Source organism: Bradyrhizobium sp. 482_C4_N1_8, assembly GCF_052075965.1.
GTDB lineage: Bacteria > Pseudomonadota > Alphaproteobacteria > Rhizobiales > Xanthobacteraceae > Bradyrhizobium > Bradyrhizobium barranii.
Genome location: NZ_CP197231.1, coordinates 7,741,252 through 7,765,056, shown reverse-complemented (window position 1 = coordinate 7,765,056; position 23,805 = coordinate 7,741,252). Strand labels below are relative to the sequence as shown.

The 23,805-nt window shown below is 61.8% G+C and carries 22 protein-coding genes and 1 tRNA gene; 13 read left to right on the top strand and 10 right to left on the bottom strand.

Going from position 1 to position 23,805, the window contains the following annotated elements:
• Positions 1 to 99: 99 nt before the first annotated feature.
• Both AB7Z56_RS36770 and AB7Z56_RS36765 read left to right on the top strand, forming a co-directional pair.
• On the top strand, positions 100 to 1,647 hold the full coding sequence (locus AB7Z56_RS36770; protein ID WP_028151250.1) for an acetolactate synthase large subunit: 1,548 nt from the start codon (positions 100 to 102) through the stop codon (positions 1,645 to 1,647).
• Between the two features lie 38 nt (positions 1,648 to 1,685).
• Positions 1,686 to 2,216, top strand: a complete 531-nt coding sequence (locus AB7Z56_RS36765; RefSeq protein WP_063985415.1) for a hypothetical protein — start codon at positions 1,686 to 1,688, stop codon at positions 2,214 to 2,216.
• Between the two features lie 194 nt (positions 2,217 to 2,410).
• Here AB7Z56_RS36765 and AB7Z56_RS36760 read toward each other — a convergent pair whose 3' ends face one another.
• Together AB7Z56_RS36760 and AB7Z56_RS36755 are read right to left on the bottom strand one after the other, a co-directional pair.
• A complete protein-coding gene (locus AB7Z56_RS36760; protein WP_231143615.1) occupies positions 2,411 to 3,949 on the bottom strand; it encodes a peroxidase family protein in 1,539 nt (512 codons plus the stop codon).
• Between the two features lie 336 nt (positions 3,950 to 4,285).
• On the bottom strand, positions 4,286 to 4,519 hold the full coding sequence (locus AB7Z56_RS36755; RefSeq protein ID WP_028151247.1) for a DUF3551 domain-containing protein: 234 nt from the start codon (positions 4,517 to 4,519) through the stop codon (positions 4,286 to 4,288).
• Positions 4,520 to 4,772: 253 nt separating this feature from the next.
• Between AB7Z56_RS36755 and AB7Z56_RS36750 the strand changes: the two genes are divergently transcribed.
• The 6 genes from AB7Z56_RS36750 to AB7Z56_RS36725 all read left to right on the top strand — a co-directional run bounded on the left by AB7Z56_RS36750 (position 4,773) and on the right by AB7Z56_RS36725 (position 9,570).
• On the top strand, positions 4,773 to 5,111 hold the full coding sequence (locus AB7Z56_RS36750) for a hypothetical protein (protein WP_063985413.1): 339 nt from the start codon (positions 4,773 to 4,775) through the stop codon (positions 5,109 to 5,111).
• A gap of 166 nt (positions 5,112 to 5,277) precedes the next feature.
• On the top strand, positions 5,278 to 5,763 hold the full coding sequence (locus tag AB7Z56_RS36745; protein WP_063985412.1) for a hypothetical protein: 486 nt from the start codon (positions 5,278 to 5,280) through the stop codon (positions 5,761 to 5,763).
• 92 nt (positions 5,764 to 5,855) lie between these two features.
• Positions 5,856 to 6,338, top strand: a complete 483-nt coding sequence (gene greA, locus AB7Z56_RS36740; RefSeq protein WP_063985411.1) for a transcription elongation factor GreA — start codon at positions 5,856 to 5,858, stop codon at positions 6,336 to 6,338.
• Between the two features lie 203 nt (positions 6,339 to 6,541).
• Positions 6,542 to 8,128: a tetratricopeptide repeat protein gene (locus tag AB7Z56_RS36735; RefSeq protein WP_063985410.1), complete on the top strand. Its 1,587-nt coding sequence runs from the start codon at positions 6,542 to 6,544 to the stop codon at positions 8,126 to 8,128.
• 20 nt (positions 8,129 to 8,148) lie between these two features.
• Positions 8,149 to 8,712 carry a hypothetical protein gene (locus tag AB7Z56_RS36730; RefSeq protein ID WP_084795301.1) on the top strand — a complete coding sequence of 188 codons (564 nt, stop codon included), beginning with the start codon at positions 8,149 to 8,151 and terminating at the stop codon, positions 8,710 to 8,712.
• A gap of 180 nt (positions 8,713 to 8,892) precedes the next feature.
• Positions 8,893 to 9,570 carry a hypothetical protein gene (locus tag AB7Z56_RS36725; protein WP_231145434.1) on the top strand — a complete coding sequence of 226 codons (678 nt, stop codon included), beginning with the start codon at positions 8,893 to 8,895 and terminating at the stop codon, positions 9,568 to 9,570.
• A gap of 92 nt (positions 9,571 to 9,662) precedes the next feature.
• Here the strand turns inward: AB7Z56_RS36725 and AB7Z56_RS36720 are convergent, their stop codons facing one another.
• The 3 genes from AB7Z56_RS36720 to AB7Z56_RS36710 all read right to left on the bottom strand — a co-directional run bounded on the left by AB7Z56_RS36720 (position 9,663) and on the right by AB7Z56_RS36710 (position 11,787).
• Positions 9,663 to 10,028, bottom strand: a complete 366-nt coding sequence (locus AB7Z56_RS36720) for a hypothetical protein (RefSeq protein WP_063985409.1) — start codon at positions 10,026 to 10,028, stop codon at positions 9,663 to 9,665.
• Positions 10,025 to 10,459 carry a hypothetical protein gene (locus AB7Z56_RS36715; protein WP_071909693.1) on the bottom strand — a complete coding sequence of 145 codons (435 nt, stop codon included), beginning with the start codon at positions 10,457 to 10,459 and terminating at the stop codon, positions 10,025 to 10,027. Before AB7Z56_RS36715 ends, AB7Z56_RS36720 begins: the two co-directional genes overlap by 4 nt.
• Before the next feature lie 62 nt (positions 10,460 to 10,521).
• Positions 10,522 to 11,787 carry a metallophosphoesterase family protein gene (locus AB7Z56_RS36710; protein WP_231143614.1) on the bottom strand — a complete coding sequence of 422 codons (1,266 nt, stop codon included), beginning with the start codon at positions 11,785 to 11,787 and terminating at the stop codon, positions 10,522 to 10,524.
• A gap of 326 nt (positions 11,788 to 12,113) precedes the next feature.
• Here AB7Z56_RS36710 and AB7Z56_RS36705 point away from each other — a divergent pair, with 326 nt between their 5' ends.
• From AB7Z56_RS36705 to AB7Z56_RS36695, 3 genes are all read left to right on the top strand, one after another.
• On the top strand, positions 12,114 to 13,451 hold the full coding sequence (locus AB7Z56_RS36705) for a TAXI family TRAP transporter solute-binding subunit (protein ID WP_063985407.1): 1,338 nt from the start codon (positions 12,114 to 12,116) through the stop codon (positions 13,449 to 13,451).
• A gap of 33 nt (positions 13,452 to 13,484) precedes the next feature.
• Entirely contained in the window at positions 13,485 to 14,234 is a 750-nt protein-coding gene (locus AB7Z56_RS36700) for a bestrophin-like domain (protein WP_063985406.1), read from the top strand.
• A 965-nt stretch (positions 14,235 to 15,199) separates the two neighbouring features.
• Positions 15,200 to 15,517, top strand: coding sequence for a hypothetical protein (locus AB7Z56_RS36695; RefSeq protein WP_187387814.1), 318 nt, complete (start codon positions 15,200 to 15,202; stop codon positions 15,515 to 15,517).
• A gap of 70 nt (positions 15,518 to 15,587) precedes the next feature.
• On the opposite strand, the gene AB7Z56_RS36690 is transcribed toward AB7Z56_RS36695, so the two are convergent.
• Together AB7Z56_RS36690 and AB7Z56_RS36685 are read right to left on the bottom strand one after the other, a co-directional pair.
• Positions 15,588 to 16,766, bottom strand: coding sequence for an HlyD family secretion protein (locus tag AB7Z56_RS36690; RefSeq protein ID WP_063985404.1), 1,179 nt, complete (start codon positions 16,764 to 16,766; stop codon positions 15,588 to 15,590).
• Between the two features lie 37 nt (positions 16,767 to 16,803).
• Positions 16,804 to 17,280 carry a DUF3302 domain-containing protein gene (locus AB7Z56_RS36685; RefSeq protein ID WP_084795396.1) on the bottom strand — a complete coding sequence of 159 codons (477 nt, stop codon included), beginning with the start codon at positions 17,278 to 17,280 and terminating at the stop codon, positions 16,804 to 16,806.
• A 414-nt stretch (positions 17,281 to 17,694) separates the two neighbouring features.
• Here AB7Z56_RS36685 and AB7Z56_RS36680 point away from each other — a divergent pair, with 414 nt between their 5' ends.
• The gene (locus AB7Z56_RS36680; protein WP_063986681.1) at positions 17,695 to 18,360 is read left to right on the top strand and encodes a hypothetical protein; all 666 of its coding nucleotides are present in this window, start codon (positions 17,695 to 17,697) and stop codon (positions 18,358 to 18,360) included.
• 227 nt (positions 18,361 to 18,587) lie between these two features.
• Here the strand turns inward: AB7Z56_RS36680 and AB7Z56_RS36675 are convergent, their stop codons facing one another.
• Together AB7Z56_RS36675 and AB7Z56_RS36670 are read right to left on the bottom strand one after the other, a co-directional pair.
• Positions 18,588 to 19,445 (bottom strand): carbonic anhydrase, encoded by an 858-nt coding sequence (locus AB7Z56_RS36675; protein ID WP_063985402.1) that lies wholly within the window; start codon positions 19,443 to 19,445, stop codon positions 18,588 to 18,590.
• 24 nt (positions 19,446 to 19,469) lie between these two features.
• Positions 19,470 to 21,188, bottom strand: a complete 1,719-nt coding sequence (locus tag AB7Z56_RS36670) for a SulP family inorganic anion transporter (RefSeq protein ID WP_231145432.1) — start codon at positions 21,186 to 21,188, stop codon at positions 19,470 to 19,472.
• 136 nt (positions 21,189 to 21,324) lie between these two features.
• Here AB7Z56_RS36670 and AB7Z56_RS36665 point away from each other — a divergent pair, with 136 nt between their 5' ends.
• Positions 21,325 to 22,743 (top strand): DUF2252 domain-containing protein, encoded by a 1,419-nt coding sequence (locus tag AB7Z56_RS36665; RefSeq protein WP_283017699.1) that lies wholly within the window; start codon positions 21,325 to 21,327, stop codon positions 22,741 to 22,743.
• Between the two features lie 913 nt (positions 22,744 to 23,656).
• Here AB7Z56_RS36665 and AB7Z56_RS36660 read toward each other — a convergent pair.
• A tRNA-Val gene (locus AB7Z56_RS36660) sits at positions 23,657 to 23,731 on the bottom strand.
• Between the last annotated feature and the right edge of the window lie 74 nt (positions 23,732 to 23,805).

Genomic DNA, 23,805 nt, shown 5'->3' with positions numbered 1-23,805 from the left:
GGAGCAGGCCAGCGATGCCGGCTATTGCTTTGACGGAGGCGGCGAACAATGATTGATCGAGCGGACATTTGAATATTGCCGGTTGCAGGGAGCTTTGGGATGAACGGTGCGGAAAGCCTGGTGCGGACGATGGTCAAGGGTGGGGTGGATGTCTGCTTCACCAACCCAGGCACCTCCGAGATGCATTTTGTCGCGGCGCTCGACCGCGTGCCGGGCATGCGCTGCGTGCTCGGCCTGTTCGAAGGCGTGGTGACCGGCGCCGCTGACGGCTATTTCCGCATGAAGGGCACGCCCGCCTCGACGCTGCTGCATCTCGGCCCCGGCCTGGCCAATGGCCTGGCCAATCTGCACAACGCCAAGAAGGCGAATTCCGGCATCGTCAACATCGTCGGCCAGCATGCGGTCTACCACATCGACTACAACGCGCCGCTGACCTCCGACATCGAGGGCCTGGCCCGGCCGATGTCGTCCTGGGTCCGCACTTCGCCGGACTCCAAATCGGTTGCAGCTGACGGCGCCGCGGCGATCGCCGCCGCCAAGAGCGCACCGCCACAGATCGCGACCCTGATCCTGCCCGCCGACACCGCCTGGAACGAGGCCGATGGCATCGCCGAGGTACCGGCCGAGCAGCAGCGCGCCAGCTATTCGCCGCAGGCGGTCGAGCGGGCCGCGAAGATCCTGCACGGCGACGGCGAGGGTACGCTGCTGCTGATGACCGGCAGCGCGCTGAGCGAACAGGGCTTGGCGCTGGCCGAGCGTATCGCCGGCAAGACCGGCTGCACGGTGATGGGCCCGACCTTCCGTCCCAAGATGGCGCGCGGCCGCGGCCGCTATTCGATCGACCGCATTCATTACGTGATCGAGAACGCGCTGCCGATGCTGGCGAAGTTCCGGCACATCGTGCTAGTCGAGTCCGATGATCCGGTGGCGTTCTTCGCCTATCCGAACAAGCCGAGCATGCTCAAGCCCGAGGGCTGCGAGGTGCATCGCATGACCTCCTGGGGCGAGAATTCGGTCGCGGCGCTCGAAGCACTGGCCGGCGCGGTGAAGGCGAGCGCGAAGGACGTCAAGCCGCAGGCCTTGGCTGAGCTGGTGAAGCCGACCGGCGCGCTGACTTTTGCCTCGATCGCGCAGGCGATCGCATGCGCCATCCCCGAGAACGCAATCATGGTCGACGAATCCCTGACCACCGGCCGCGGCTTCTTCCCGCCGACGGCGGCGGCCGCTCCGCACGACTGGCTCCAGAACATGGGAGGTTCGATCGGCTTCTCCACGCCGCTGTCGATCGGCGCCGCGATCGCATGTCCGGACCGCAAGGTGATCACCATGGTCGGCGACGGCAGCGCGATGTACACGATCCAGTCGCTGTGGACGCAGGCCCGTGAGAACCTCAACATCGTCACCATCGTGTTCGCCAACCGCATCTACCAGATCCTGCGCGGCGAGTTCGACAATGTCGGCGCCGGCGAGCCCGGCCAGCGCGCCAACGACATGCTGCGGCTTGACCGTCCGACGCTGGACTTCGTCGCGCTGGCGAAGGGCATGGGCGTCCCCGGCCGGGCCGTCACCAATGCCGAAGAGTTCAACAAGGCTCTGGCCGAAGCCGTCGCCGAGCCCGGGCCGCGGCTGATCGAAGTCCAGATGTAGGGCGCAGCATCAGGGAGCGCCGAGGGCCGGGGGGCAAGATGCAGACCGAGCTGAACAAGGTGATCGCGGCGCTCCGGGACTTCTACGCTCACGAAGGATTCTTGTTCGAAAAGGACGTCGGCGAGCGGGCGGTGACGCACCGCTTCGCCGTCTATCTGGAGCGGCAATTCGCCGGCTGGTCAGTCGATTGCAACTACGACCGCCTCGGCGAGCGCACGCTGCATCTGCCGCACGGCACCATCGTCTCCACCGACGATCATCTGGGAAAATCGATCTACCCCGACGTCGTCGTGCATCAGCGCGAGATCCCGAACAACCTGCTCGCCGTCGAGATCCGCAAGGCGAGCAATCACACCTCGCTCGACCACGACCAGCACAAGCTGATGGCGCTGACCGACGCGCATGTCTGGTTCGCGTACTGGATCGGCGTACTGCTGGTGCTGGACAGGCAGCAGGTGACGATTTCGGAAGTCTATGTCAGCGGCGTCGTTGATCAACCGCTGTCGCTATGGTTTGCGGCGCGGCTGGAGGAGAGCGGACTGGGGGCCGCGCATAAAACTGCGTCGTAGCGGGTTGAAGTCCGAATTGAATTCGGACGGCAGCAAGACCCTCCCCGTTCCCTCTCCCTTGTGGGAGGACCGACAGTCACCGCAGCGTCATGGCCGGGCTTGTCCCGGCCATCCACGCCTTGCCACGTGGTACTGAGAACGTGGATGCCCGGGACAAGCCCGGGCATGACGACCTCCCGTGAACTGTCACCACCTCAGTGCAGCGGATCGCCCTGGCCGAGCGCGTAGGCGACGAGGTCCTTCAGCGCGAAGCTGGAGCCGGTCACCGGCGTCCATTGCGGGTCGAGCGACAGCACGGAGGAATGGTCGCCGAACATCATGCCGAGGAAGACCTCGGCCACGATGCGACCGCCGACGGGGCCGAGCTGCGGCGTGTTGATTCCGGTCGCCGGCGCGCCGGTAGCCGGGATCGTCACCGCGGTCTGGAATTGCCGCGCCTCGGCCAGGATGTAGGTCCAGAGCGGGCAATTGCCGGCAAACACCCCGTTCGCGATGGTCGCGATCCCAGTTTGCGGATCGCCCGCGCCGGGCTCGTCGACGGCCTTGCCGACGATGATCTGATCATCCGTCAGCGGCGTCAGGTTCATCGCCTTGGCGACGGCCTGGCCGGACGGCAGGCCGAGCCGCCAGCTGCGCTCGAGATTGCGCAGCGCCAGCGACGACGGATTGGACGCGACCTCCGGCGGCAGCTTGCGCAGCGGATCGACCAGCGATGCGTCGATGCGATAGGCAAACTGCAGTCGCTTCTTGTTGTCAGGATTGGTGTCGTCGTCCTCGACACCATAGGGGCGCGTGTCCAGATCGATGAAGCGGCCCCAATCCATGGCGCGTCCCGGGCCCATGGCGCGGAAGCCGGTCAGCGCGTTCTTGTCGGGATTGTGGGGGTCGGGGAAGATCTGCAATAGCATGTTGTCCGCATCGTTCAGCCGATAACCGGGGCGGATCATGGAATGGCCGAGACGGTAGGCCGCAACCGAGAACTCGACCGGCATGAACGGATAAGTCTTCCAGTGGTAGTGAGCGAGCTTGCTGCGGTCGTATTGGCCCGCGGTCCTCAACTCGTCCAGCACGCTGGCGTGAACGATTCGCGGCAGGAAGTCGTTCAGCACGACGTATTGATAATGGAATCGGACGCGCTGCTGCACGTCCTCGAACGACAGGCTGTCATTATCGTCGACCATGCGGTTGTGAAAGCGCAGCATCAAGGCCTGGAACTGCGAGACGATGCTGTTCTCGTCGTTGCGGGGGTCGCCGATCAGGGCGCGGCCCTTGAAGCGCGGCAGGTCGCTGGCATCGGGCACGCCCGCGCCGGTCAGCTTCTCGCCGAGCCGGAACTTGATGCCGTCATACATGTAGGGCTGATCGTTCGGACCACGGCCGTAGAGATTGTCCAGATCGAGCGACGGCGTGCGGAAGTCGACGAGCCCGTCGGGATCCTGCTGCTTGGTCAGCGAGCTGACCGGATCGAAGGTGATGTCGTGGTCGATGAACTGGCCGAAATAGGTGTAGAGCGCGGGAATGCCGCTCTCCTCCGCGTCCGGCCCGTCCTTCGGACCATCGAAGTCGGCGACCATCTTGTCGGCCAGCGCCGAAAGGTTCGCGACATTGTCGGCGTCGTTCGGACCGAATTTCGCCGGCGTGAGCTTGCGGAACATGCGTCCGAAACGGCCCTGGGAAAGCGGCGAACGCGTTGCGTTCAGACCGCGCGGAACAACGCTGTGGCGGCTGCTCATTGAAAACACCTCCCTGAAAAGTCACGACGTGCAACGAATAAAGCTAAAGTTGTTCGCAACAGAATATGCATGTCACGCTAGATCAGGCGATTGGGTGCCACAAGCGATCTGCTTCACACACTGTGCGGCATCGATGATGTTCCGAAAGGGAGCGTTGCGAACAAGCTGCGGTCGCGCTTTGCAAATTTTTCCCGGAGCGATGACGGATAACATTCTCGTCATCGGCATGCGCGAGCAGCTTCGCGCAAGTGAGTTCGCCGGACTGTCGGCGAAGTGGATCGTCTTCACGCAATAAGTGTGGCGGCGTGCGCGTCATGCGCGCACGCCGCGATGTCTTCAGTAGGCGTACTGCTGCGAGAACGCGTAGCGCGGATTGATGCCGCAAGAGGCCGACGTGCCGGAGGCGGTGGCGAGGCACTGCTGATAGCTCGCGAACTGGCAGTTGCCGGGATAGCCCCACATGCGTCCCTGCAGGCAATATCGATCGTTTGCAGGATGTGCCTGGGCGGCCGGGGATGCTACGGCGACCAGGGCGGCGAACGATGCGAGAGTGAGGATGATGCGACGCATTTCAATCTCCTTCGAGAGCGGGTGGACGGGAACGTCAGCGAGCTGGGCTCGTCTGAGGCATGTCATGCCTATCTTGGTGTCGGCGGAATGCCGTGCGTTCGCGACATGGCACATCATGACGCAGCCGGCGGCCAGGAATGTGATCTACGCCACAGTTCGCGGTGGGGGCCGGGCCTATCGTGAGAAGACGTGCACGCGTCGATCCCGGAGAATCAGGCTTGTCTCATTCGGATCAGGTATTTTGGAGGTTCTAATGCAAAGGTCATATTTGCTGGCTGCGACAGCAGCGCTGGCGCTTTTCATGCAAATACCGCTCGCGCTGGCCCAGAGTGCGCCGGCCGCCGGTGGAACCGCAGCGCCTACCGCGACGACCACTGCGCCGGCAGCGACGACGACAACGCCGGCCGCGACCAGCGACACCTCCAGCCAGCCGGCCGACTCCAAGAAGAGCGCATCGAAGAAGCCGGCGAAGAAGAAGATGACGCGGCAGCAGGAAATCGATCATTCGGTCGACACCGGCACCGTGCCCGCGCGCTACCGCAGCTCTGTGCCCAAGCAGTACCAGCAGTACATTCCGTTCGATAAGCGGTGACGGGTCTCACGGCGGGCGACGTGATCAGACGTCGGGCCGCCGGTGCCATCGTGGCCTTGGTGTGACGCCTTGTCGTAGCGCCTTAACCAAGCGGAATCCGGCCATACATCCCCAGTGGCGGTCCGCGAGAGCGGTGCTAGAGTAGGCCGAAGCCCCGGGGGGAGAAATGAGCGACGACGTGAAGGATGCTGGCCTTGTGGCCATGATCAGCAGCATCCTGGGAGGCAACAAGCGCGCAGACAGCAGTGCTCCGCCGCCGCTCACCGAGGTTCCGCCGACAGCGCCGACGAACGGGTTCGACCTGGTCGAGCCGTCCACCCCCGATCCTGCACCGGCCGAATCCGACGATGCGCCCGATGCCGTGCCGGCTGCCGCGAAGCCGGTCGAGCGGCCGGCGAAAATCACGACGACGCCTGATGGCAAGAAGCTGCTTCCCGCCGAGGCGATTGCCGATCTGGTGCTTGGCGAGCTGCGCAAGCTGGAGAATTTTCCGGCGACCGGCGCCTCCGTCACGGTCTACGGTTACAAGCACTGGAATGCGATGATCACCTTCGCGCCGTTCTCGACCACGTTCCAGAACGCGACGCGGTTCCGCCAGGCCGTACCGGACCTGGTCTTCAAGCTGCGCCGTTTCGTCGAACTTGAGATATAGTCCGGGACAATCACCGGCTGCTGTTCGGCGCGATTCCCCGTTGTGGGGCGAGGCGCGAGCGGGTGTCCGAAACAGTTCGACAGGATCTTGAATTGAGCGTCGCCTTTACCAAGGAAGAAAGCGCCGAAACCGCGTCCGAGACGCTGCTGCCGGATCGCCCGATCTCGCCTCATCCAAACCTCGTGACGGAAGCAGGCTTGCAGGCGCTGCAGGCGCAGCTGCGCGAGGCGCGCGAGGCCTATGAAGCCGCGCAAGCCATCGAGGACGTCAACGAAAAGCGCCGGCAGTCGGCGGTGCCCTTGCGCGATGCTCGCTATCTGACCGAACGGCTGCGCACGGCGCAGGTCATTCCCGATCCGGCGTCGACCGATGTCGTCGCCTTCGGCAGCACCGTGACCTTCAGCCGCACCGACGGCCGCGTGCAGACCTATCGCATCGTCGGCGAGGACGAAGCGGATCCAAAGGCCGGATCGATCTCGTTCGTGGCGCCGGTTGCGAAGTCGCTGATCGGGAAGGCGGTGGGCGATGTCGTGGGTTCAGGCGCGCAAGAGATCGAGATTCTGTCGATCGCGTAGGGATGCGATCTGAGGCCTGAATGGTGGGCGCGTGAGGATCCAACTCCGACGGCTCTGGCTTCGGATTGGTTGCGCCAACTCCGATCGCGTCACTGGGTCAGTTGCGCTGCCGCGATTCACTTCGCTGTTCAAAAGCCGCGAAGGTCATATAGTGAGGGGGTATCAAGACCAATTCATTGCGTGTCAGGCCAAGGGAGCGATCCATGCGGAAGTCCCTATACTTCGTCATCGCAGCCGGTCTCGGCCTATCAGGACCACAAGCTCTGGTCGCGCAAGACGATGTAGATCAGCAGCTCGGCAGCGTTCATTTCCAGACCTCTTGCAACGATGTGGCCCAGCGTCGTTTCGATCGCGGGATGCGCTATCAGCATTCCTACTGGTACGCCAACGCCAAGGAGATCTTCGAGGAAGCCATCAAGGCTGACCCGACATGCAGCATGGCCTATTGGGGCATTGCGCTCACCTACATGGACAATCCGCACAATGCTATTCCAAAGCCGAACCTGGCGCCGGGCCTCGCCGCGATCATGAAGGCCAAGGAGATCGGCGCCGCGACCGAGCGCGAGCGCGACTACATCGATGCGCTGATGGTGATGTATGCCGATTACGACAAGATCCCTCACGTCCAGCGGATGCGCATGCTGCGTGACGCGCAGGCCCGCGTCGCGGCAAAATATCCAGACGACGACGAAGCCCAGATCGCCTACGCCATTACGCTCAATACGTCGGCGGATCTGAACGACAAGACCTATGCGCAGCAAATTAAAGGCGCGGCGATTCTCGAGCCGATCTCCAGGCGGCTGCCGATGCATCCGGGCGTGACGCATTATCTGATCCATCTCTACGACTACCCGGCGCTGGCGCAGAAAGGGCTCGATGCCGCCAATCGTTACGCCAAGATCGCGCCGGCCGCGCCGCACGCCCAGCACATGCCCTCCCACATCTACACGCGCGTCGGCTATTGGAAGGAATCGATCGACTCCAACACTGCTTCCGTGAAAGCCGCGATGGCCGAAAAGTCGGTCGGCAACTACCTGCATGCGCAGGACTACATGGTCTATGCTTACCTGCAGCTCGGCCAGGACAAGCAGGCGCGTGCCGTCATCGACGACATGATCAAGGAGACCGACTTCAAGGCGACGGTCGCGGCGGCAGACTACGCGCTGGCGGCTTCGCCGGCGCGTTATGCGATCGACCGTGGCGATTGGGAGGGTGCCTCGCAGCTGCCGGTCAGGCCGAGCAACCTCAACTTTGCGATGGCGGTAACGCATTTCGCCCGGGCTCTCGGCGCGGCGCGCTCCGGCAAACCGGAAGCCGCCAAGGCCGACATCCAGAAGCTGGCGGAATTGCGCGACAAGCTGCAGGACGCCAAGGACAGTTATTGGTCCGGAATCGTCGACATCCAGCGTCAGGTCGCCGTCGCCTGGGTGCTTTACGCCGAGGGCAAGTATGACGAGGCGCTCAATGCGATGAGCGCCGCGGCGGATGCAGAGGACAAGACGGAAAAGCACGTGATCACGCCCGGACCGCTGGCGCCGGCGCGCGAGCTTTACGGCTTCATGCTGCTCGATCGCGGCATGGCCAAGGAGGCGCTTGCTGCATTCGAGGCAACCAAGGCGAAGGAGCCTAACCGCTTGCACGCTTTCGCGGGGGCGGCCAAGGCGGCCGAAGCCCTTGGTGACAGGGAAGGGGCACGGCAGAACTGTCAGCAGCTCGTAACGCTGACGGCCAGTGCCGATTCGGAACGCCCCGAGGTCGCGGCGGCGAAGCAATACCTCGCCAGCAACTGAGCCGGAACGAGAACGGTGGAATGATGAGAAGGGCAGCCGCCATCGCCGTCGCAGCAATCTCGCTGGGAAGCGCGCTGGCGGCGTCGCTCGTGTGGCTCCATGTGCCACGGCATGCCGCCGCAAATTCCGCCACGCCGGTGTGGCACGAGGTGACTTGGCCGTTCTCGATCGACCAATGGGGCAAGGGAAAGGCGTTCCGGTGCAAGGCTTCCGACTGCGGTGTCGAGGTGACGCTGTACCTGCGCGCCAAGATAGGTTTTTGCAATTGCGCGACGGGCGTCGCCGATGACGAGGACCTCGATCGCATGGGCGATACCGTTCTCCTGGGCGAAGTCTCTCCACGCGGTTCCGGCCATCCCATCAGGATTGCGTCGATGAACGGTCGCAGCCGCGCCTACACGCTCAACTCACGTGGCGCTCCCGGCAAAACGCTGGTGTCGGTCGTCTACAACGAGCGTTGCGACATGATCGCAGCGACCGCTGTCACCGGCTCCGATCGGCCGGAGACCATCGAACCCCGCGTGATCGAGTTTCTGGGCGGCAGCACCGCGATGCACTGGGCTGAGGTCACACTAGGTCTGTGATCGACTGCACCTTCCCGATCGGCGGGCATTTCAATGCGGCGATTGGCCCGCGCAGCCGGGGCGAGGATTGCTATCGACAGGGGCAATCTCATTCGCCTAAACATGAGCCATGCGTTTCCGTTGTCTTGTCCCGATATTGAAGGTCTCCGCCGTGTCCGCGAAACAAAGCGCGGCGGCTGGATGAGGCGGTTTTTGTCGGGGGCGTTGCCGTTCTACGCGCTGGCCGGATTGGCCATGTGCATGTACCTCGTCCTGTACAAGACGAACCTGTTCGACTTGAACGCGATCGTCCAGGGTGCGACCGGTTCGGCATGGTTTCCGGTCTTCATGTTCGCTTGCGTGCTCCTGGAGTCGGTCTTTCCGTATTTCGGCTATTTTCCCGGAACCGCCCTCATCCTGATGTCCGTGGCGCTCAATCCGAAGCCTGCGGATGTCTCCGTTTTCATCGTGGCGTGGGCGGCCATCATCGTGGGCGCCGTTCTGAGTTACGGACAGGCTCGCTTTTTCAGGCCGATGTTGCAGCGGGTTGCCTCAAAAGCGGCAATGAGCCGATGTGAGTCCCTCCTCGACTCCTACGGTCCTTATGCGCGCGTTGCCTTGTTCGTTCATCCCAACGCTTGCGCGATGTATTTCACGGCCCTCGGACTTCTTGGCCGGAACCTGACGCGAGAGCTCGCTTATCTCAGTGTGGGTGCAGCAGCCTCCGTGGGCATTCTGTTCGTCATTGTGACCAGACTGGTGTCGTCCGCAGGCGCCACCGATGATGGGGAATTGCAGGTGCTGCTGGCGGCAGGCCTGGTCGCTATCGGAACCCTCGTCGGTCTCTACGCCGCCTTCCGGCCGGATCGGGCTGCTTGAGGCTTGAATCCGGAAGACTGCGAACCGGCTTTCCGACCAGAGAGCCCGCTTTGAGCTTGGTCGGTCATGATCCATGTGCGGAAGCACCCAAGTCAGAGCCTAAACCAAGGCAGGGTGAGATAGACGCAAGCGATCATCGAGAGGATGGGAATTATCCACACCCATCCCGACCAGAAGTTTCGCACTGAACGTCCGGGTAACGACGCAGCAACGAGGGCGACGATCAGTGCCCCGAGCGCGGCCGTCGCGGCCCACCCGTACCAGTACATCGCTGGAGCTAGAAATCCCATCGCAGGGTCAGCAACGTCTCGCGAATGATGCGTGCCCGCCAGCACGATGCCGAGCGACGGGAAAACGGTGAAAAGAGCAAGGTCCTTTGCGAGTGCAACCACGTAGAGGAAGCCAAATGTCGTCCCGAACGCGAATGCAAAGCGGCGGAACGCAGCCGATAACGTCATGCGCCGAAACCCCTGATGTTGTTTACGACGTGGCCAGTTAGGAAGCCCCACCAGATGACAAAGGCGAGGATCGAGGTGAGCATCGTGCGCGTCTGAGCAGGCTCGTCGGCACGCGGCCGTCGCCAGCAAACCCAGTAGGCTGGTAGCAACGCAAAACCGATAGCGGCGAAGTGCTCCTTGAGGTCGAAGAAGCCCAGGGCTGGCCAATGACCGGCGCGCTCTAACTCTGGCCTGATGTCGACGCGAAAATACAGATAGATGATCCCACCGAGCAGGATGGAGATGGCATACAAGACGACGACGGCGTCGGCGAACCGGGCCGATGACACGGAGCGAAAGCGGCCGAAAAACGAACTGGGGCGCGTTCCCACAGTCGCCCACGTCGCCAAGGTCTGGTGCGTAATCGCGCCAAGCAGTGCAACGGCGACCAAGCCGTGAATAATCAGGAGTACTGTCGCCAGAACCTCACTCCCGGCCTATTGCCCGCTTGCTGTCACGTGAAGAGTTCCTCAGTCCCGAATGGCTCCGCCGACCACGGCCGGAAGCGATTGAGGGTGAACTTCGTCTTCTGGCCGGGTTCAACGTCCACCAGCACGTAGTTGTACTCCTCTTGCGGAGGCTGGCCCTTCCAGTAAAGGTCCCGCGGATAGTCGGCGGGCACCTTGATGCTGGTTCGCCCCGGCAGGATTGGGTCTTGTTCTGCGCCCCCACCGCCCAACATCAGATACTTTACCCCATCTACGTCGTAGATTTCCGTGGTGTGGACGTGCCCGTTCAACACGACCACCTCCATGTCCTTGGCATACGACGCAATCACCTTGTGCGGGTTATCGGGAGCCGGGATCGGGCCTAAGCCTGACCGCGCAAACACGGGATAGTGGAAGACGATAAACGCCTTCCGAATGCCATTGGCCTTGGCCTCGTCCATCCACTTTTGAAGCTGGGTCATCTGCTCGGCATATTTTGGCCGATCAGCGTCCCACAGCGACGGCGAACGGTAATCGTACTTGCCACTCCAGAGATAGATGAAGCGGGTGCCCTTGAAGTCGAATTTGTAGATGAGGTTTTCCGGCGTGACGCCGAATTTTTTCAGATACGGCACAGCCGAAAGTACGCCCTCAATCTTTGGGTCGGCCCACACCTCATGATTACCCACACTCATGAAAAAGCGCCCATCCAGACCGGCTGCGCGCATCTCGTCATCCGGCGCGGGTAGTTTCTTCAACATTGTTTCGTTCACGCGCTTCCAGTATGGGCTGTCACTCACGGTCAAGCCCTGATTGCCCCACCACACAGCGTCACCGCTATTGACCACGAATTTGGCGCGACCGGATTGAACGTCCTTGACGATTTCGCGCGTCACCCATTCGCCGCCCTGCAGCCGGAACATGGTTCGATGCACTCCGGGAAGCAATTTCACGTCTTCAACGGATGCCTCGGTGACCCAACCTTTATCTACCGTCAGGGTCATCACTTCCGTCTTGGATGTAAACGGCATGACGACCTTGATCAGGTCCTTTGTGACCGGATCGAAGATCATCTTCACATCCTTCGCTACGACGGCCTCGGCGACCTTCTCCGGCATGACCAATCCGAACATCTCGACGAAGAACTTGCTGAGGTCCGGTTGTCCCTCTTTCAACGGGAGGTACATCATCGGTCGGGTATCGCCGACCGCAGCGAATGAAAAGCCGCCCCCGATGGAAACGGGTGCTTGCGCGGTTGTTGTTTGGGCCTGCGCGTTGGCAACGAGTGGCACGGAGAATGCGGGCAGTGCTGCGAGTGCGCCTAGAACCAGGCGACGACTGGGCTCGTTAGGCCAAGAGGATTGCATAATGATCACCCCTGATCGAGGAGAGGGAATGAGCCGCCGTATCGGGCGCGCAAACAGCCCGATTTGCCGACCGCTTTCCCGTGGACCTTCAGCGGCGGGTAAGCTTGATATAGATCAACGTCCTCATCTGCCGTAGCAGCGAGCACGTAGAGCGGCGGCTGGCAGCTATTCTGGCCGCGGACGCTTGCGGGCATCGCAGGTGTGCAGAAATACAGCGGCAAGGACGTGGCGAACCCACACAGGTGGCGAGCATGATGTCGATGAAATTGCCGCTGTGGCTTCGCTTTTTCCTGCTCGTCGGCGTCGTCGCCTTTGCGGCAGGCGCGGGTCTCCTTGCCTATCGGTACTACAGCCGCCCGGTAACGCTGACTGTGGCGGTCGGCTCGCTCGACGGCGAGGCAGCGAAGGCAATGTCAGCGATAGCAGGCGAGTTCGTTTCAGCGAACGCGCCGGTCCGGCTCAAGGTCATCGACAGCGGCACCGCGCTCGAGGCCGCTGCGGCTTTCTCCGCGGGCAAGGTCGATCTCGCTGTGGTTCGCGGCGATGTCGGCGACTTGTCGCAGGCGCAAGCCGTCGTCGTCGTCAGCCATATGGTCGTACTGATCATCGCGCCGCCGGGATCGTCCATCGACAGCATTGCCAACCTGAAGGGACGCACGGTCGGCGTGGTCGGCGGAGCAGTGAACGCCAAAATTGTCGATGTGTTGACCAAGGGATACGATCTGGCGGGCGCAAAAGTTGTCTTCAAGAACCTTGCTTTGACGGATGTCCGGCAAGCCATTCAGTCGAAGCAAGTCGGCGCCCTGCTTGTCGTGATCCCGCTCGCCGAAAAATACCTCTCGCTCGTTCGCGGATTTTTTCAGCTTGACCGTAAAAAGACCCCGGTACTGATCCCAATCGAGTCCGCGGGGGCAATTGCAGAGAATGAGCGCGCTTTTGAAAGCTTCGACGTCCCGAAGGGCACACTGCGGGGATCGCCGCCGGTCCCGGAAGATGACCTGACGACTCTGAGGACCTCGCTATATCTGGTTGCGCAAAAGAAGCTTGGCACTGATCTGGTAACCGACCTCACGGAGGCGATCATGAGCGCGCGCAGGAATCTTCTGCGTGAGCAGCCGATTTTCGCGCAGATCACCGCGCCCAGCACCGACCAGGATGCCTACCTTCCGCTGCACCCTGGCGCCGCAGCCGTCTACAACAGCACCACGCAAAGCTTCATGGATGAGTACGGCAACTGGATCTATTTGACGCCGATGGTACTGGGTGGCGCTGCCACCATGCTTGCGGCGGCGTGGAAATTCCTGGGCCTCGGCAGCCGCGCAGCCGAAGGCCCGCTCGATTCTCTCTACGCCCTGGCGCGCCGGATTCGGAAAGTCGATACAGAGGCTGAACTTTCGGATATCGAAGACGAAATCGACCGCATTCTAAAGGTGGAGCTCGCCAAATCCGCTGCTGGAGACGAGAGCGCGGTGGATGATGCCACATTGAACGTGGCAGCCCACCGGCTGGAGAGCTTGATTCACGACCGACGCACATTGATCGCCAAGGGACCCGCAGTTGCCTCCGCGGCGAAGGCGACACAGCGCTAAGTCACGACACGCCTCGCAACACAGTGGTGAATCATGAATGCAATCGCGCTATCGTGCATCACGTTTCTATGCATCTCAGGCGGTGCCCTGCTCGGTATGTTCCTTCCTGGGCATCACCTGAGCACGGATGACAAGGATGTGGTCAGGCTGGGCACGGGCCTCATCGGGACGATAGCCGCGCTTGTCCTCGGCCTGCTGATCGCCTCGGCGAAGGGCTCATACGACACGCAGAGCACTCAAGTCACGCAGATGACGAGCAATGTTGTCCTGCTCGACAATCTGCTGGCGCAGTACGGACCGGAGGCGAATGACGAACGCAACCTTTTGCGGCGGGCCATCGTTGTTTTAGCCGATCGAATGTGGCGCGAGAAAAGTTCCGAGGTTGCCAAGGCGAACCCCTTCGAGGCGAGCGCCGCAAGCGAAGCATTCTTTGCGAAGCTTCAGCAGCTTTCGCCGCAGAACGATTCCCAACGCTCCCTGCAAGCCAGGGCCCTACAGATCGCCACCGACATTGCGCAAACCCGCCTGTCGCTGTTCGCACAGACGAACAACTCGATCCCTATGCCGTTCCTGGTGGTGCTGATTTTCTGGCTCACCATCATCTTTGGAAGCTTCGGCCTGTTTGCCAAACCCAGCGCAACCGTTTTCGGCTCGCTGTTCGTTTTTGCACTGTCGGCCGCCGGGGCGATCTACCTGGTCCTGGAGCTGGGTCAGCCATTTGCGGGTTTGATGCAAATTTCCAGCGCGCCACTGCGCGACGCCCTCACGCCGCTCGGCCCCTAAGCCATTCGCATGATCGAGATTGCCGGCCAGAGCGAGCCCCGACGGTTATCGTGGTCGTCGCGACCTGCTGCCGCGGCTTTTCGAATTGATCAAGGTGCGCATTGTGCTGAGATGTCCGAATCTGGCCCATGTCGGTCGGCTGATTTCTGCTTGCGAGGGCAAAGCGGACGTTTGGGAAATTAGCGAGGTCGACTAGGGGCCAGAAGCGGAATAGAAGCGGCCTAATCGTATGATGGACAGACGACAGGCAAAGGCGCCGCACCTCGTTTTCGGTGCGGATAGCCTGTGCAGAAATTCTTGACACAGTCCGGGTTTTTCCCGGTCCCACATTTCTTGCATCTCTCCACGCAGTCCTCGTAAGTGACCCCCGGGTGAACTTGCTGAATTAGCGGAGGCTGCGGGGGGGTCTGAGTCTGAGCGAATGCCGGAGCAAGCAAGAGCCCAAAGAGTAGCAACGCGACGAGGCGCTTCATGTGGGCGTGCTCCCTTTTCTGCGGACGAGCTTACGCAGTGTTGCCGCGTTGCTCGGCAGCGGCCGCACGAAGTTAGCATGTCACTCCACGTGCGCACCTGCTGGCGGCACGTCGGGTGGGAGTCCTGATGCAAGCACCATTCGCAGTGCGGCGCATACCCGGTCCGCATGCTTCGCGGACTTGGATGACAATCCCGTCCGGCTGTTGAAGGGGTATCAGGGGCATGGCCTGCGCCGATGACGCCAAGGCCAGTGCGAAGGCAACAGCAAATAACCTGATCATTGTTGCTCTCCTGTTGAAGTCGCCCAAAACAGGGTAGTCGCCCTTAAGCGCGCATCGGCGCACATCTGGGGCCGGAGGTCGTTGATCTGGATCAACGAGCGTAGTCTGCCGAAGCGGGGCAAGGGCGTGCCGCCACTCGCTGATGGGCCAAAGGGCGACATTGGATGACGTGAGGTGCTGACGACGCTCGGTCAGGGCTAACAGCGTCGCTTGAGCATCGTATTGCTCCTGCGCGAGCTGCAGTTGGGCCTTCGCCTTTGCGGTCGTCGCCGAGGCCTGATCAACGGACGCCCCGAGCTGGACGACATTGGCCTCCGCGTCCGCGAGCCCCGCCCGCTTTTCCTCGACGATATATTCGTAAGGCTTGGGATCGATCCTGAAAAGAACTTCGCCGGCTTCGAGGTGCTGGTTAGTGCGCCCGGCGCGGATGTTGAAAACCTGAACGCCGCCTGCGCGGTGGCGTTAGAGATGAGTCGCGTGGCCGCGATCTATTGCCGAAAGCGATACTCTCGCTGCTCGTCACCCTGATACTAACGCAACACGACCGCGTTCCCATCCCTCGTTTGCCAAAACTGGAGCTAAGGGATGGCGCTTGTCATTAATGGTGGCCGCCCGATCCTCCGCCACCCCCGCCATGTCCTTCGAGGAATACATAGTTCTGCCAGCTGCGCATGCGCAGAAGAATTTTCCGTAACAACGAAAGCTCATGAAAATGCTCGGTGTAAATGGCGGCTTCGCCTTCCGAACCAAGCGGCACCTGGTAACCGGACACGTCATCGACGAGGTCAAGGACGGCCAGAGCCCGGTCTCCAGTCGGCGGCCCCTCGACATTCACTAGCGTGCCCGTGGTTTGAAGCTGGCCGCTAGCGATCGCATCAATCACGAGGCGGACCTTGGCCTTGAATACGCGACCCGGTATGCCCTTGAACAGAACTTCGCCTTCATTGCCAGGACGAACACGCTGCAGGGTGTTTTGCTGAAACGCCGCTACCAAAGCCCGGTCCCTATGGCTGTCGTTGACGAAAATCATGGCTGGACGGAACGGCGCCGGGACCACATACACGCCCGGCCGCAATACCAGCTCGGTGACAAAGCCGCCTGTCGGGGCTCGAACAATGGTCTGGTCCAGATCGTATTGAGCATCGGCAAGCTCATTGCGTAAACGTACGATGACCGAGTGTTCACCATCAACAGTCGCGCCAAACGCTTGTCGGGTTCGATCTTCTGCAGCAGCGGCCTCGGCGACTGTCTGTTTTGCCGCATCGAAGTTGCGCGTTGCGGTGTCGAGTGTTGCCTTCGCCACCACGTTTTTCTGGAACAGCGTCAACTGACTATCGTAGTTTTCCTGCGCGAGCTGCAGTTGGGCGTTCGCTTTTCCCGTCACCGCCGATGCCTGATCGACGGACGCCTTGAGCTGGGCGACATTGGCCTCCGCGTCCGCCAGCCCCGCTCGCTTTTGCGCGACGATGTATTCGTAAGGCTTGGGATCGATCTTGAAGAGAACTTCTCCGGCTTCGAGGTGCTGGTTGGTACGGTCCTCAACCGGTACCTCGATCACGCGCCCCTTCACCCCGGGCAGTACAGGGGTGACCGCGAAATAGATGCGCGTGTTGGTCGAGAACGGGTGGTTGTAGGCCATGGTTATGAACAGCAGCGCAAGGCCAAAGGCGCCGCCGAGTACTGCTGTCACCAGCGTCCATTGATTGACCGGGATTCTGAAAATCTTGAAGATGGCATAGCAGAGTGCGGCGTAGGTCAATACGAGCAAGAGTTCCATCTGCGACCTCCCACTCCGAGCTGTGAGCGTGCATCAGCTATCGCCGAGCACCTCGGCCCTTCGCATCTGCCCCTTCCGTCGCAGGAGCGCTCACCTCGGCGGCTGAACCCGATGATCCAGGCGACTCGACCGCAACCCGGCGCCCGCCTTTGCTCAATTGAGCTGCTCGATCTCCGATCTCGAGCTTGGCCTCGACCTCTGCCATGCGACGCCTGAGTTCCTCCAACTCAGCCACCGCCTCCTTCGGCGAGGCCGGCTCGCCCGGCTGGTGAGCGAAACCCCAGCCTCGATCCGGCTTATACATCATCGCCCAGATCCAGAGGAACGGCCACAGCACATGCAGCAAGAACAGGCTGATCCAGCCGGCGGCGTGGATCGCGTCCGCGTGTGGATGGTGACGCGCGTGCGCGATCTTGGCTGGAATGTCGTGGATCGCGATCATGCCGTACACCAGAACGATCACCACGAAAAACAGCAAGCCAAGTGCGAAGTAGTTCAGGAATGGATCTTCCATGCTCGCCCTCATTCAGGTGGAGCATTACGTGCCTTGAGCACTCTCTATGTCGACCACGTCACTAACGGCTTGAGAACTTGGAATTATGGATGCATCAAGCCCCTCAAGCCCCGCGCCTCGTACGTGCGCTTGCGCAGGTCAAATTTGTGCTTCCTGGCGGGCGGCGCTCTCCCGCTGCTGCCAGATGCAATCACGCATCGCGATTGCACTATTGCCAATTGCAGCAATAACTCGCACGCCCCGCCGAAGTGCAGTTGATATAGATCAAGCTTTTTGCCTTGCCGCCACTTCACTGAACGGCCTGCTCGGCGGAGTCGTCGCCCCTACTGGCCTAGCTGATGTCTGTAGTTATCCGGTTCGCCATGGTGGGTAAGAGCTTCCGACCAAGTGGACCAAGATGAAGGGAGTTCCGCCATGAATTCTGATCAAGCGAGGCTCACCCACGCGCATCTACGAACCCCACGAGCCGCGGCTGTTGCGGGCATCTTGTTTTCGGTTCTTTTGTTCGCAGTCTTCTGGCTCATGCGGCTTTCGATCCCCGGTGATCCCTTCGAACCGGGGGCTTGGCTCGAAGGCAGTTTGACCTACGTGACGCTCGCGATGAACCTCGTGCCTTTTGCCGGCGTCGCCTTTCTTTGGTTTATTGGCGTGCTTCGCGACAGGCTTGGTGCGCGCGAAGACCAGTTTTTTGCAACGGTCTTCCTGGGTAGCGGCTTGTTGCTGCTGGCGATGCTTTTCGCGGCCGCGGCGGCGTTTGGCGCCATCATTACTGCATTTCATGCCGCTCCCGGAGCGCTCGAAAACTCACCGACTTTTCATTTCGGACGCGGCCTAGCCTATGGGATGATCAACATCTACCTGATCAAGACAGCTACCGTCTTCATGTTTACGACGTCCACCATCGCCCTCTACACACATTTGACGCCTCGCTGGCTCGCACTTGGGGGATACGTCGTAGCGATCATACTCCTCATCGGGAGCTACTATCTCGACTGGAGCCTGCTGGTATTCCCGCTCTGGGTCCTGTTGATCAGCCTATCCATTCTGTGGGAGAAGGAGGCGGCACCGAGTTCGTCGTGAGGTCCTCCCTCCACGAAGTAATGAGCTAGAACCGTTACCACTGCGCCGCTGCCGCGCGCATCACGCGCCTAGCCGAGGTCCCCCGTGCTTGGGAAAAATTCAACTCCAGGAGCCCTTCGGTGCCGATGGCCAGTTGGCTTCTGATGTTCGATTCGATACGCCGCGATCTCGAGGATCCATAACGATCTCGTGGTGCGATCAGAGAGATCGGTGTAACGTTTGTTCCGCTATCCGAGAAGACGGGCAATTCGCTCCGACCGAACAATGGCGCCGCCAAGATCGACAAATCCGGCAAGGTCGTGCGGGGCTGCCGCCAGTCCGACGCCTTTCGTGTCGCCCGCATGCGGTGCCCACACCTCCCGGGTCTCAAGAAGGTAGACGCCATACACCGCCTGCAGTTCACCCGCCTCGTTAGTCCCGACGCCTTGCTGTATTGAATAAGCAGCGAGCGCGGCGTTGGTCACAATCGATGCCTCAATAAGAGCCTCTCGGTATCGCGGGCGGTGCGCAACCTCCGGTCCGAACGCCGTAGCCAACTTCCTTGCGCACGTCTGAATCACGACCAGCAAACGATCCAGAATGTTGCGCAGCGAATGCTTCGTCGCGAGGGACAGGTAGTCGCCGGGATCCAGAAACACATCCACAGCGCTGGTCACAGCGCCGCATCCGCTATGTCCCAAGACAACGATGAGTTTTACACTGCCGTTTAGGTGCTCCACCGCAAACTTCAGGCTGCCCAGGACGTCCGTGCCCAGCACGTTGCCTGCGACCCTGACGACGAAGAGGTCGTTCGGACCTTCGTTGAAAATGAGTTCGATCGGCACCCTGGCGTCCGAGCAGCCAAGAACCGCGGCGAAGGGGTGTTGGGTGGGTGTTCCGATTTGGCCAGAGATCAGGCCTAGATCACGCGCATCGACGGGCACGACCCTCTCTGTCCGCCCATGTTCGTCTTTGACTTGGTCGAGCAGCGCGGCGAAGGTCCGGTTGCCTTCATCGAGACGAAGTCGCGCTTCGTCGCTATCGGACGGTCGGTGTCTCGCAGGCGCATCTGCTTGATATCGGTAGATGACGTCGACCGTTTTCACATCGGCTTCCTTTTGCGGACAAGGTTAGCCTACCTGTCTCAAGGTCACCAAAAGCACCTTCTCGACAGTTGCGGTGCGATCGATGCCTCCAACCTTGTCCTCGAGGCCATCGGCGCGCAGGAGATCGCGCACCCTCCCGCGGGCGCCGACGATCCGCAGCGCGATACCGCGGCCGGAAAGCTCAGTCTCCAGCTCGCGCAGGATCCGCGAACCCGCGAGATCGATATACGGCGATGCGGACAGATCGCAGACCGCCAAACGGATTGGGTCCGGGGGGGATTGAACGCGATTCAGAACCGCTTCCAGCACGGTATCGGCATTGGTGTACATGAGTGAGGCCTCCGGCCGAAACACGATCACGCCGGGCACCGGCTCGTTGTCAGGATGGCGCTCCATATCGGAATATTGTTCGGTCCCCGGAATCCGCCCGAGGAAGGCGACGTGGGGCTGCGATGCACGTGCCAGCAGCAGCAGAATGGAAGCCAGCGCCGCGAGCAGGATGCCGTGCAGAATTCCGAGCCAGAGCACGGCGAGGAGCGCGATTGCGGCTGCCAGGAAGTCGATGCGGCTGACCTGCCACATGCGGAGCATCGCCGGGAAATCCAATAGTCCATACACGGCGGTGAGGACGACCGCGGCCAGCACAGCCTTCGGAAGGTTCTCCAAAAACCCCGTGAGAAAAAGCAGGCACAGGGCCAGTGTGGCCGAGGCGAAGATGAGCGCCAAAGCGGAACGGGCGCCGGCCTTGTCGTTGACGGCCGACTGCGACAGTCCACCGGCAACCGGGTAGCCCTGACCAATGGCTGCGGCGAGATTGGCGGCGGCGATGCCGAGAAGTTCCTGGCGTGCGTCGACCGCATAGCCGTGCTTCGCCGCAAGGGTTCGCGCCGCGGACACGCCTTCGATGTAGGCCAGCAACAGGCAGCCCCCCGCAAGCGGCAGGATGCCCTCGACGTCCCGGATCCGCAGAGCCGGCGGGGCGAGGCTCGGCAGACCCGACGGGATCTTGCCTGTCACGGGAACGCCAAGCGCCGGCAAACCAAGCAGGCTCGCGGCCGCGATGGCCAGCACCACGACGCCGAGCGCGACGGGGCGTCCCGGCAGCAGACGCTCGCCGACGACGAGCAGCACGAGGGCCACGATCCCGACGAGAAGGACAAGCAGCTGGGTCTGACCGAGCTGGCCGACGAGCAGATAGACCCGTTCGAAGAAGTTGTGACCGCCGCCCGGGACGCCGAACAGGCTCGGCAACTGCGTCATCGCGATAGTGAGGCCGGCACCAGCCTTGAACCCGACAAGAATGCTGTCACTGATCAGTTTGACCAGCGCGCTCAACCGCAACAGCCAGGCGAAGAGGCTGAGTGCGGCCACGGTGAAGGCTGCAAGGCTGGCGATCTGCACGTAACGGAGTGTGTCGCCGGCAGCCATCGCGCCCACCGTGCCGGCGATCATGAGCGAGATGGCGGAGGTCGGCCCGATCGCAAGCTGGCGCGAAGAACCGAACAACGCGTAGCCGATTCCTCCCAGCAGGTAGCCGTAGATGCCGACCTGCGGAGGCAGCCCGGCCAGTCCGGCATAGGCAAGGGAGACTGGGATTGCGTAGGCTGCGAGCGTGACGCCGGCGATGATGTCGGAAGGCAGCCAGGCCGCGGAATAATCTGCGAGCCAGCGGGTCGGTGGCAGCCAGGACAGCCACGAAGTCTGCCGCTCGACGCTGCCCGTTGGTTCTGTCGCGTCGGCCATCATGCCAAGCCTTTCGGCTGGTGGGACGGCAACGTTGACGACGCTGCGCAGCGATCGCTTGATCCAAGTCAAGGCCCTTGAGGCTTCCCGATCGAAAAATGAGGCATAGACCGGGGTTCGAAAACCGGGGTTCACGATGGACATTGCCAGCCACAGATCAGAGGCCAGGACGAGGCCGACTGCCGGCACAACACCCCACATCGTTTTCCCAAGCGATCGCGCTGCCGCCGGCAAGGCTCTGCGCGACAGGCTCGCGCGCGAGCAACAGGGTCGCTGGAAGCCATCCAGGGAGCGGCCGAATCCCCTCGACATCCTGCTCAAATCGGACGCCGGCCGGGTCAAGAAGCTGATACCGATCCGCTATGGCCGGATGCTGCAATCGCCGTTCGCATTCTTTCGTGGCTCCGCGGGTGTGATGGCCGCGGATTTGGCGCGGACGCCGAGCACCGGACTGAATGTGCAGGCGTGTGGCGACTGCCACCTCGCGAATTTCGGGGGCTTTGCCACCCCCGAGCGACATATCATTTTCGACATCAACGATTTCGATGAGACGTTGCCGGCCCCGTGGGAATGGGACGTCAAGCGTCTCGCCGCCTCGGTGGTGCTCGCCGCACGATCGATCGGATTGTCCGACGTCACGGGCCGCGATTGCGCGATGGCTGCCGCGCGCGGCTATCGCGAACACATGCGCGGATTCTCCAGGATGGATCCACTCGCCGTATGGTACGCGAACATCCCCGCCGAGGATTTGATGGCGATCGCGCCGAAGAGTGCGCGAAAACACCTGCAGCGGCGGATTGACCATGCCGCCGCGGACCGGGGCTCGGAGCTGGATTTTCCCAAGCTTGCCGGCAGCATCGGCGGACAAATCCGCATCATGGAGCAACCTCCGCTCATCTTTCACCCGGATGTGGCTCGCGCTTCTGATTTCCTGTCGGCGCTCGAAGGGATCCTGCGTATCTACCGGGATTCGCTGCCCGATGACCGGCGTCAGCTATTCGACCGCTACCGGCTGGTCGACGCCGCCATCAAGGTGGTCGGCGTTGGAAGCGTGGGTCGGCGATGCTGGATCGTCCTCATGATGTCGGAGGCCAACAGTCCGCTGTTTCTGCAGGTGAAGGAAGCGGCGCATTCCGTTCTGGAGTCCTATGCGGGAAAGAGCGTCTATCGTCATCACGGGCAGCGCGTTGTGATGGGTCAGCGCCTGATGCAGCCCGCCTCAGATATTTTCCTCGGCTGGCTCACGGGCTCTCGCGACCGTCAGTTCTACGTGCGGCAGCTGCGCGACGCCAAAATCAAGCCCCTGATCGAAACTTTCGACGCGAAAGTTCTGGAGGTCTATGCGGGCGCCTGCGGTTGGGTGCTCGCGCGTGCACATGCCAAGGTCAGCGAGATATCGGCGACGATCAGCGGGTATCTCGGCTCATCCAGCGACGAATTCGACCAAGCCATGGGCCACTTTGCGGTTTCCTATGCCGACCAGGCCGAGCGCGACCATGCGACCCTAAAAGCTGCTGTGAAGAAAGGCGACATCAGGGTTTATCTGGAATCCTAGCAACAGTGCTGCGCTGCGGACCAGCAAAGATCTCAGCGGCAGACGTAAGAGCCGTTGACTAGCACGCGCACGCAGGCCGTGCCGGCAGCGGCTGCACCTACGGCAGCGCCGCCAACGACTGCCCGTCGCGTCTGTCGACGCGCAACGCCCGCAACGCTGACAGGGGTCAGCGGGCGACCGACCCGCGCCTGAGCGCTCTCGACAGATAGCGAGACGCCGCCTTGCTCGGACCAGCCGAAAGTAAGCAACACCCCGCCCATCAAGGCGGCAGCTGCGACGGCAAACGTTCCCGTCCGTTTCATAGGCTTTCTCCGTTACGCAACTAATCCCAGTGCATCTTGCTCGCGCGAGCTTCGCCAGACTTGATTCAGATCAAGGGGGCCATCGCAAAGCTCCGGCTCCGGTAGTAACCAAGGGCTAATCTGAAGATTGGAGCGACTTCGGCTCTTTGAGGCCGAGGGCGTTCGTCTGAAAACGCCGAACCCACACGACCTCCGGTCGCCTCAGTCTTCAGGGATGGACATGAATCCTCCCGAGGTCCGCGGTGGGTCAAAAGCCGACCTCGGGTGAATGACCGCTTTTGGCAAAGCGGACGTTCGCACGCCTCGCAAGGGAGCTTTCAGCGACTCTTGGAATCTAGGATCAATGCTGGGCGCACATGGGTCGAACCATGGGCCTCTCGCGTGTCAAGGCGGGCTAGTCGCAGGGGGGGCGGGCCTCTCCTTGGATGATGCCATCATGCCGGTGTTTTGCCCGACGCGTCAATCGAATTTCGGAAAAGGCGTAACCCATTGATCCGACTGACGGCGGCTACTGTGCATGGGGTTGTTTTCGACATTTTTGATTGAGCCGGTCCACGAGCGCCGCGAGGCGTCGACGATGGTCCGCAATCTGGAGGGTTCAGGAAGATGGATGGTGGGCGCACAAGGGATCGAACCTTGGACCTCTCCCGTGTGAAGGGAACGCTCTCCCGCTGAGCTATGCGCCCGGGACCATCATGCCGACGGCCGGACTTTCGGCCGGCCGGCACATCGGAGCCCGCGATTTAGAAGTGCGGGCCAA

Bases quoted from the DNA above. Each gene is read 5' to 3' on its own strand.
- AB7Z56_RS36745 (WP_063985412.1), top strand. From the start codon at position 5,278: ATGAGCGACGACGTGAAGGATGCTGGCCTTGTGGCCATGATCAGCAGC.
- AB7Z56_RS36730 (WP_084795301.1), top strand. From the start codon at position 8,149: ATGATGAGAAGGGCAGCCGCCATCGCCGTCGCAGCAATCTCGCTGGGA.
- AB7Z56_RS36670 (WP_231145432.1), bottom strand. From the start codon at position 21,188: ATGGCCGACGCGACAGAACCAACGGGCAGCGTCGAGCGGCAGACTTCG.
- AB7Z56_RS36700 (WP_063985406.1), top strand. From the start codon at position 13,485: ATGAATGCAATCGCGCTATCGTGCATCACGTTTCTATGCATCTCAGGC.
- AB7Z56_RS36685 (WP_084795396.1), bottom strand. From the start codon at position 17,280: ATGGAAGATCCATTCCTGAACTACTTCGCACTTGGCTTGCTGTTTTTC.
- AB7Z56_RS36665 (WP_283017699.1), top strand. From the start codon at position 21,325: ATGGACATTGCCAGCCACAGATCAGAGGCCAGGACGAGGCCGACTGCC.
- AB7Z56_RS36770 (WP_028151250.1), top strand. From the start codon at position 100: ATGAACGGTGCGGAAAGCCTGGTGCGGACGATGGTCAAGGGTGGGGTG.
- AB7Z56_RS36720 (WP_063985409.1), bottom strand. From the start codon at position 10,028: ATGACGTTATCGGCTGCGTTCCGCCGCTTTGCATTCGCGTTCGGGACG.
- AB7Z56_RS36735 (WP_063985410.1), top strand. From the start codon at position 6,542: ATGCGGAAGTCCCTATACTTCGTCATCGCAGCCGGTCTCGGCCTATCA.
- AB7Z56_RS36765 (WP_063985415.1), top strand. From the start codon at position 1,686: ATGCAGACCGAGCTGAACAAGGTGATCGCGGCGCTCCGGGACTTCTAC.
- AB7Z56_RS36755 (WP_028151247.1), bottom strand. From the start codon at position 4,519: ATGCGTCGCATCATCCTCACTCTCGCATCGTTCGCCGCCCTGGTCGCC.
- AB7Z56_RS36725 (WP_231145434.1), top strand. From the start codon at position 8,893: ATGAGGCGGTTTTTGTCGGGGGCGTTGCCGTTCTACGCGCTGGCCGGA.
- AB7Z56_RS36690 (WP_063985404.1), bottom strand. From the start codon at position 16,766: ATGGAACTCTTGCTCGTATTGACCTACGCCGCACTCTGCTATGCCATC.
- AB7Z56_RS36705 (WP_063985407.1), top strand. From the start codon at position 12,114: ATGATGTCGATGAAATTGCCGCTGTGGCTTCGCTTTTTCCTGCTCGTC.
- AB7Z56_RS36760 (WP_231143615.1), bottom strand. From the start codon at position 3,949: ATGAGCAGCCGCCACAGCGTTGTTCCGCGCGGTCTGAACGCAACGCGT.
- AB7Z56_RS36680 (WP_063986681.1), top strand. From the start codon at position 17,695: ATGAATTCTGATCAAGCGAGGCTCACCCACGCGCATCTACGAACCCCA.
- AB7Z56_RS36750 (WP_063985413.1), top strand. From the start codon at position 4,773: ATGCAAAGGTCATATTTGCTGGCTGCGACAGCAGCGCTGGCGCTTTTC.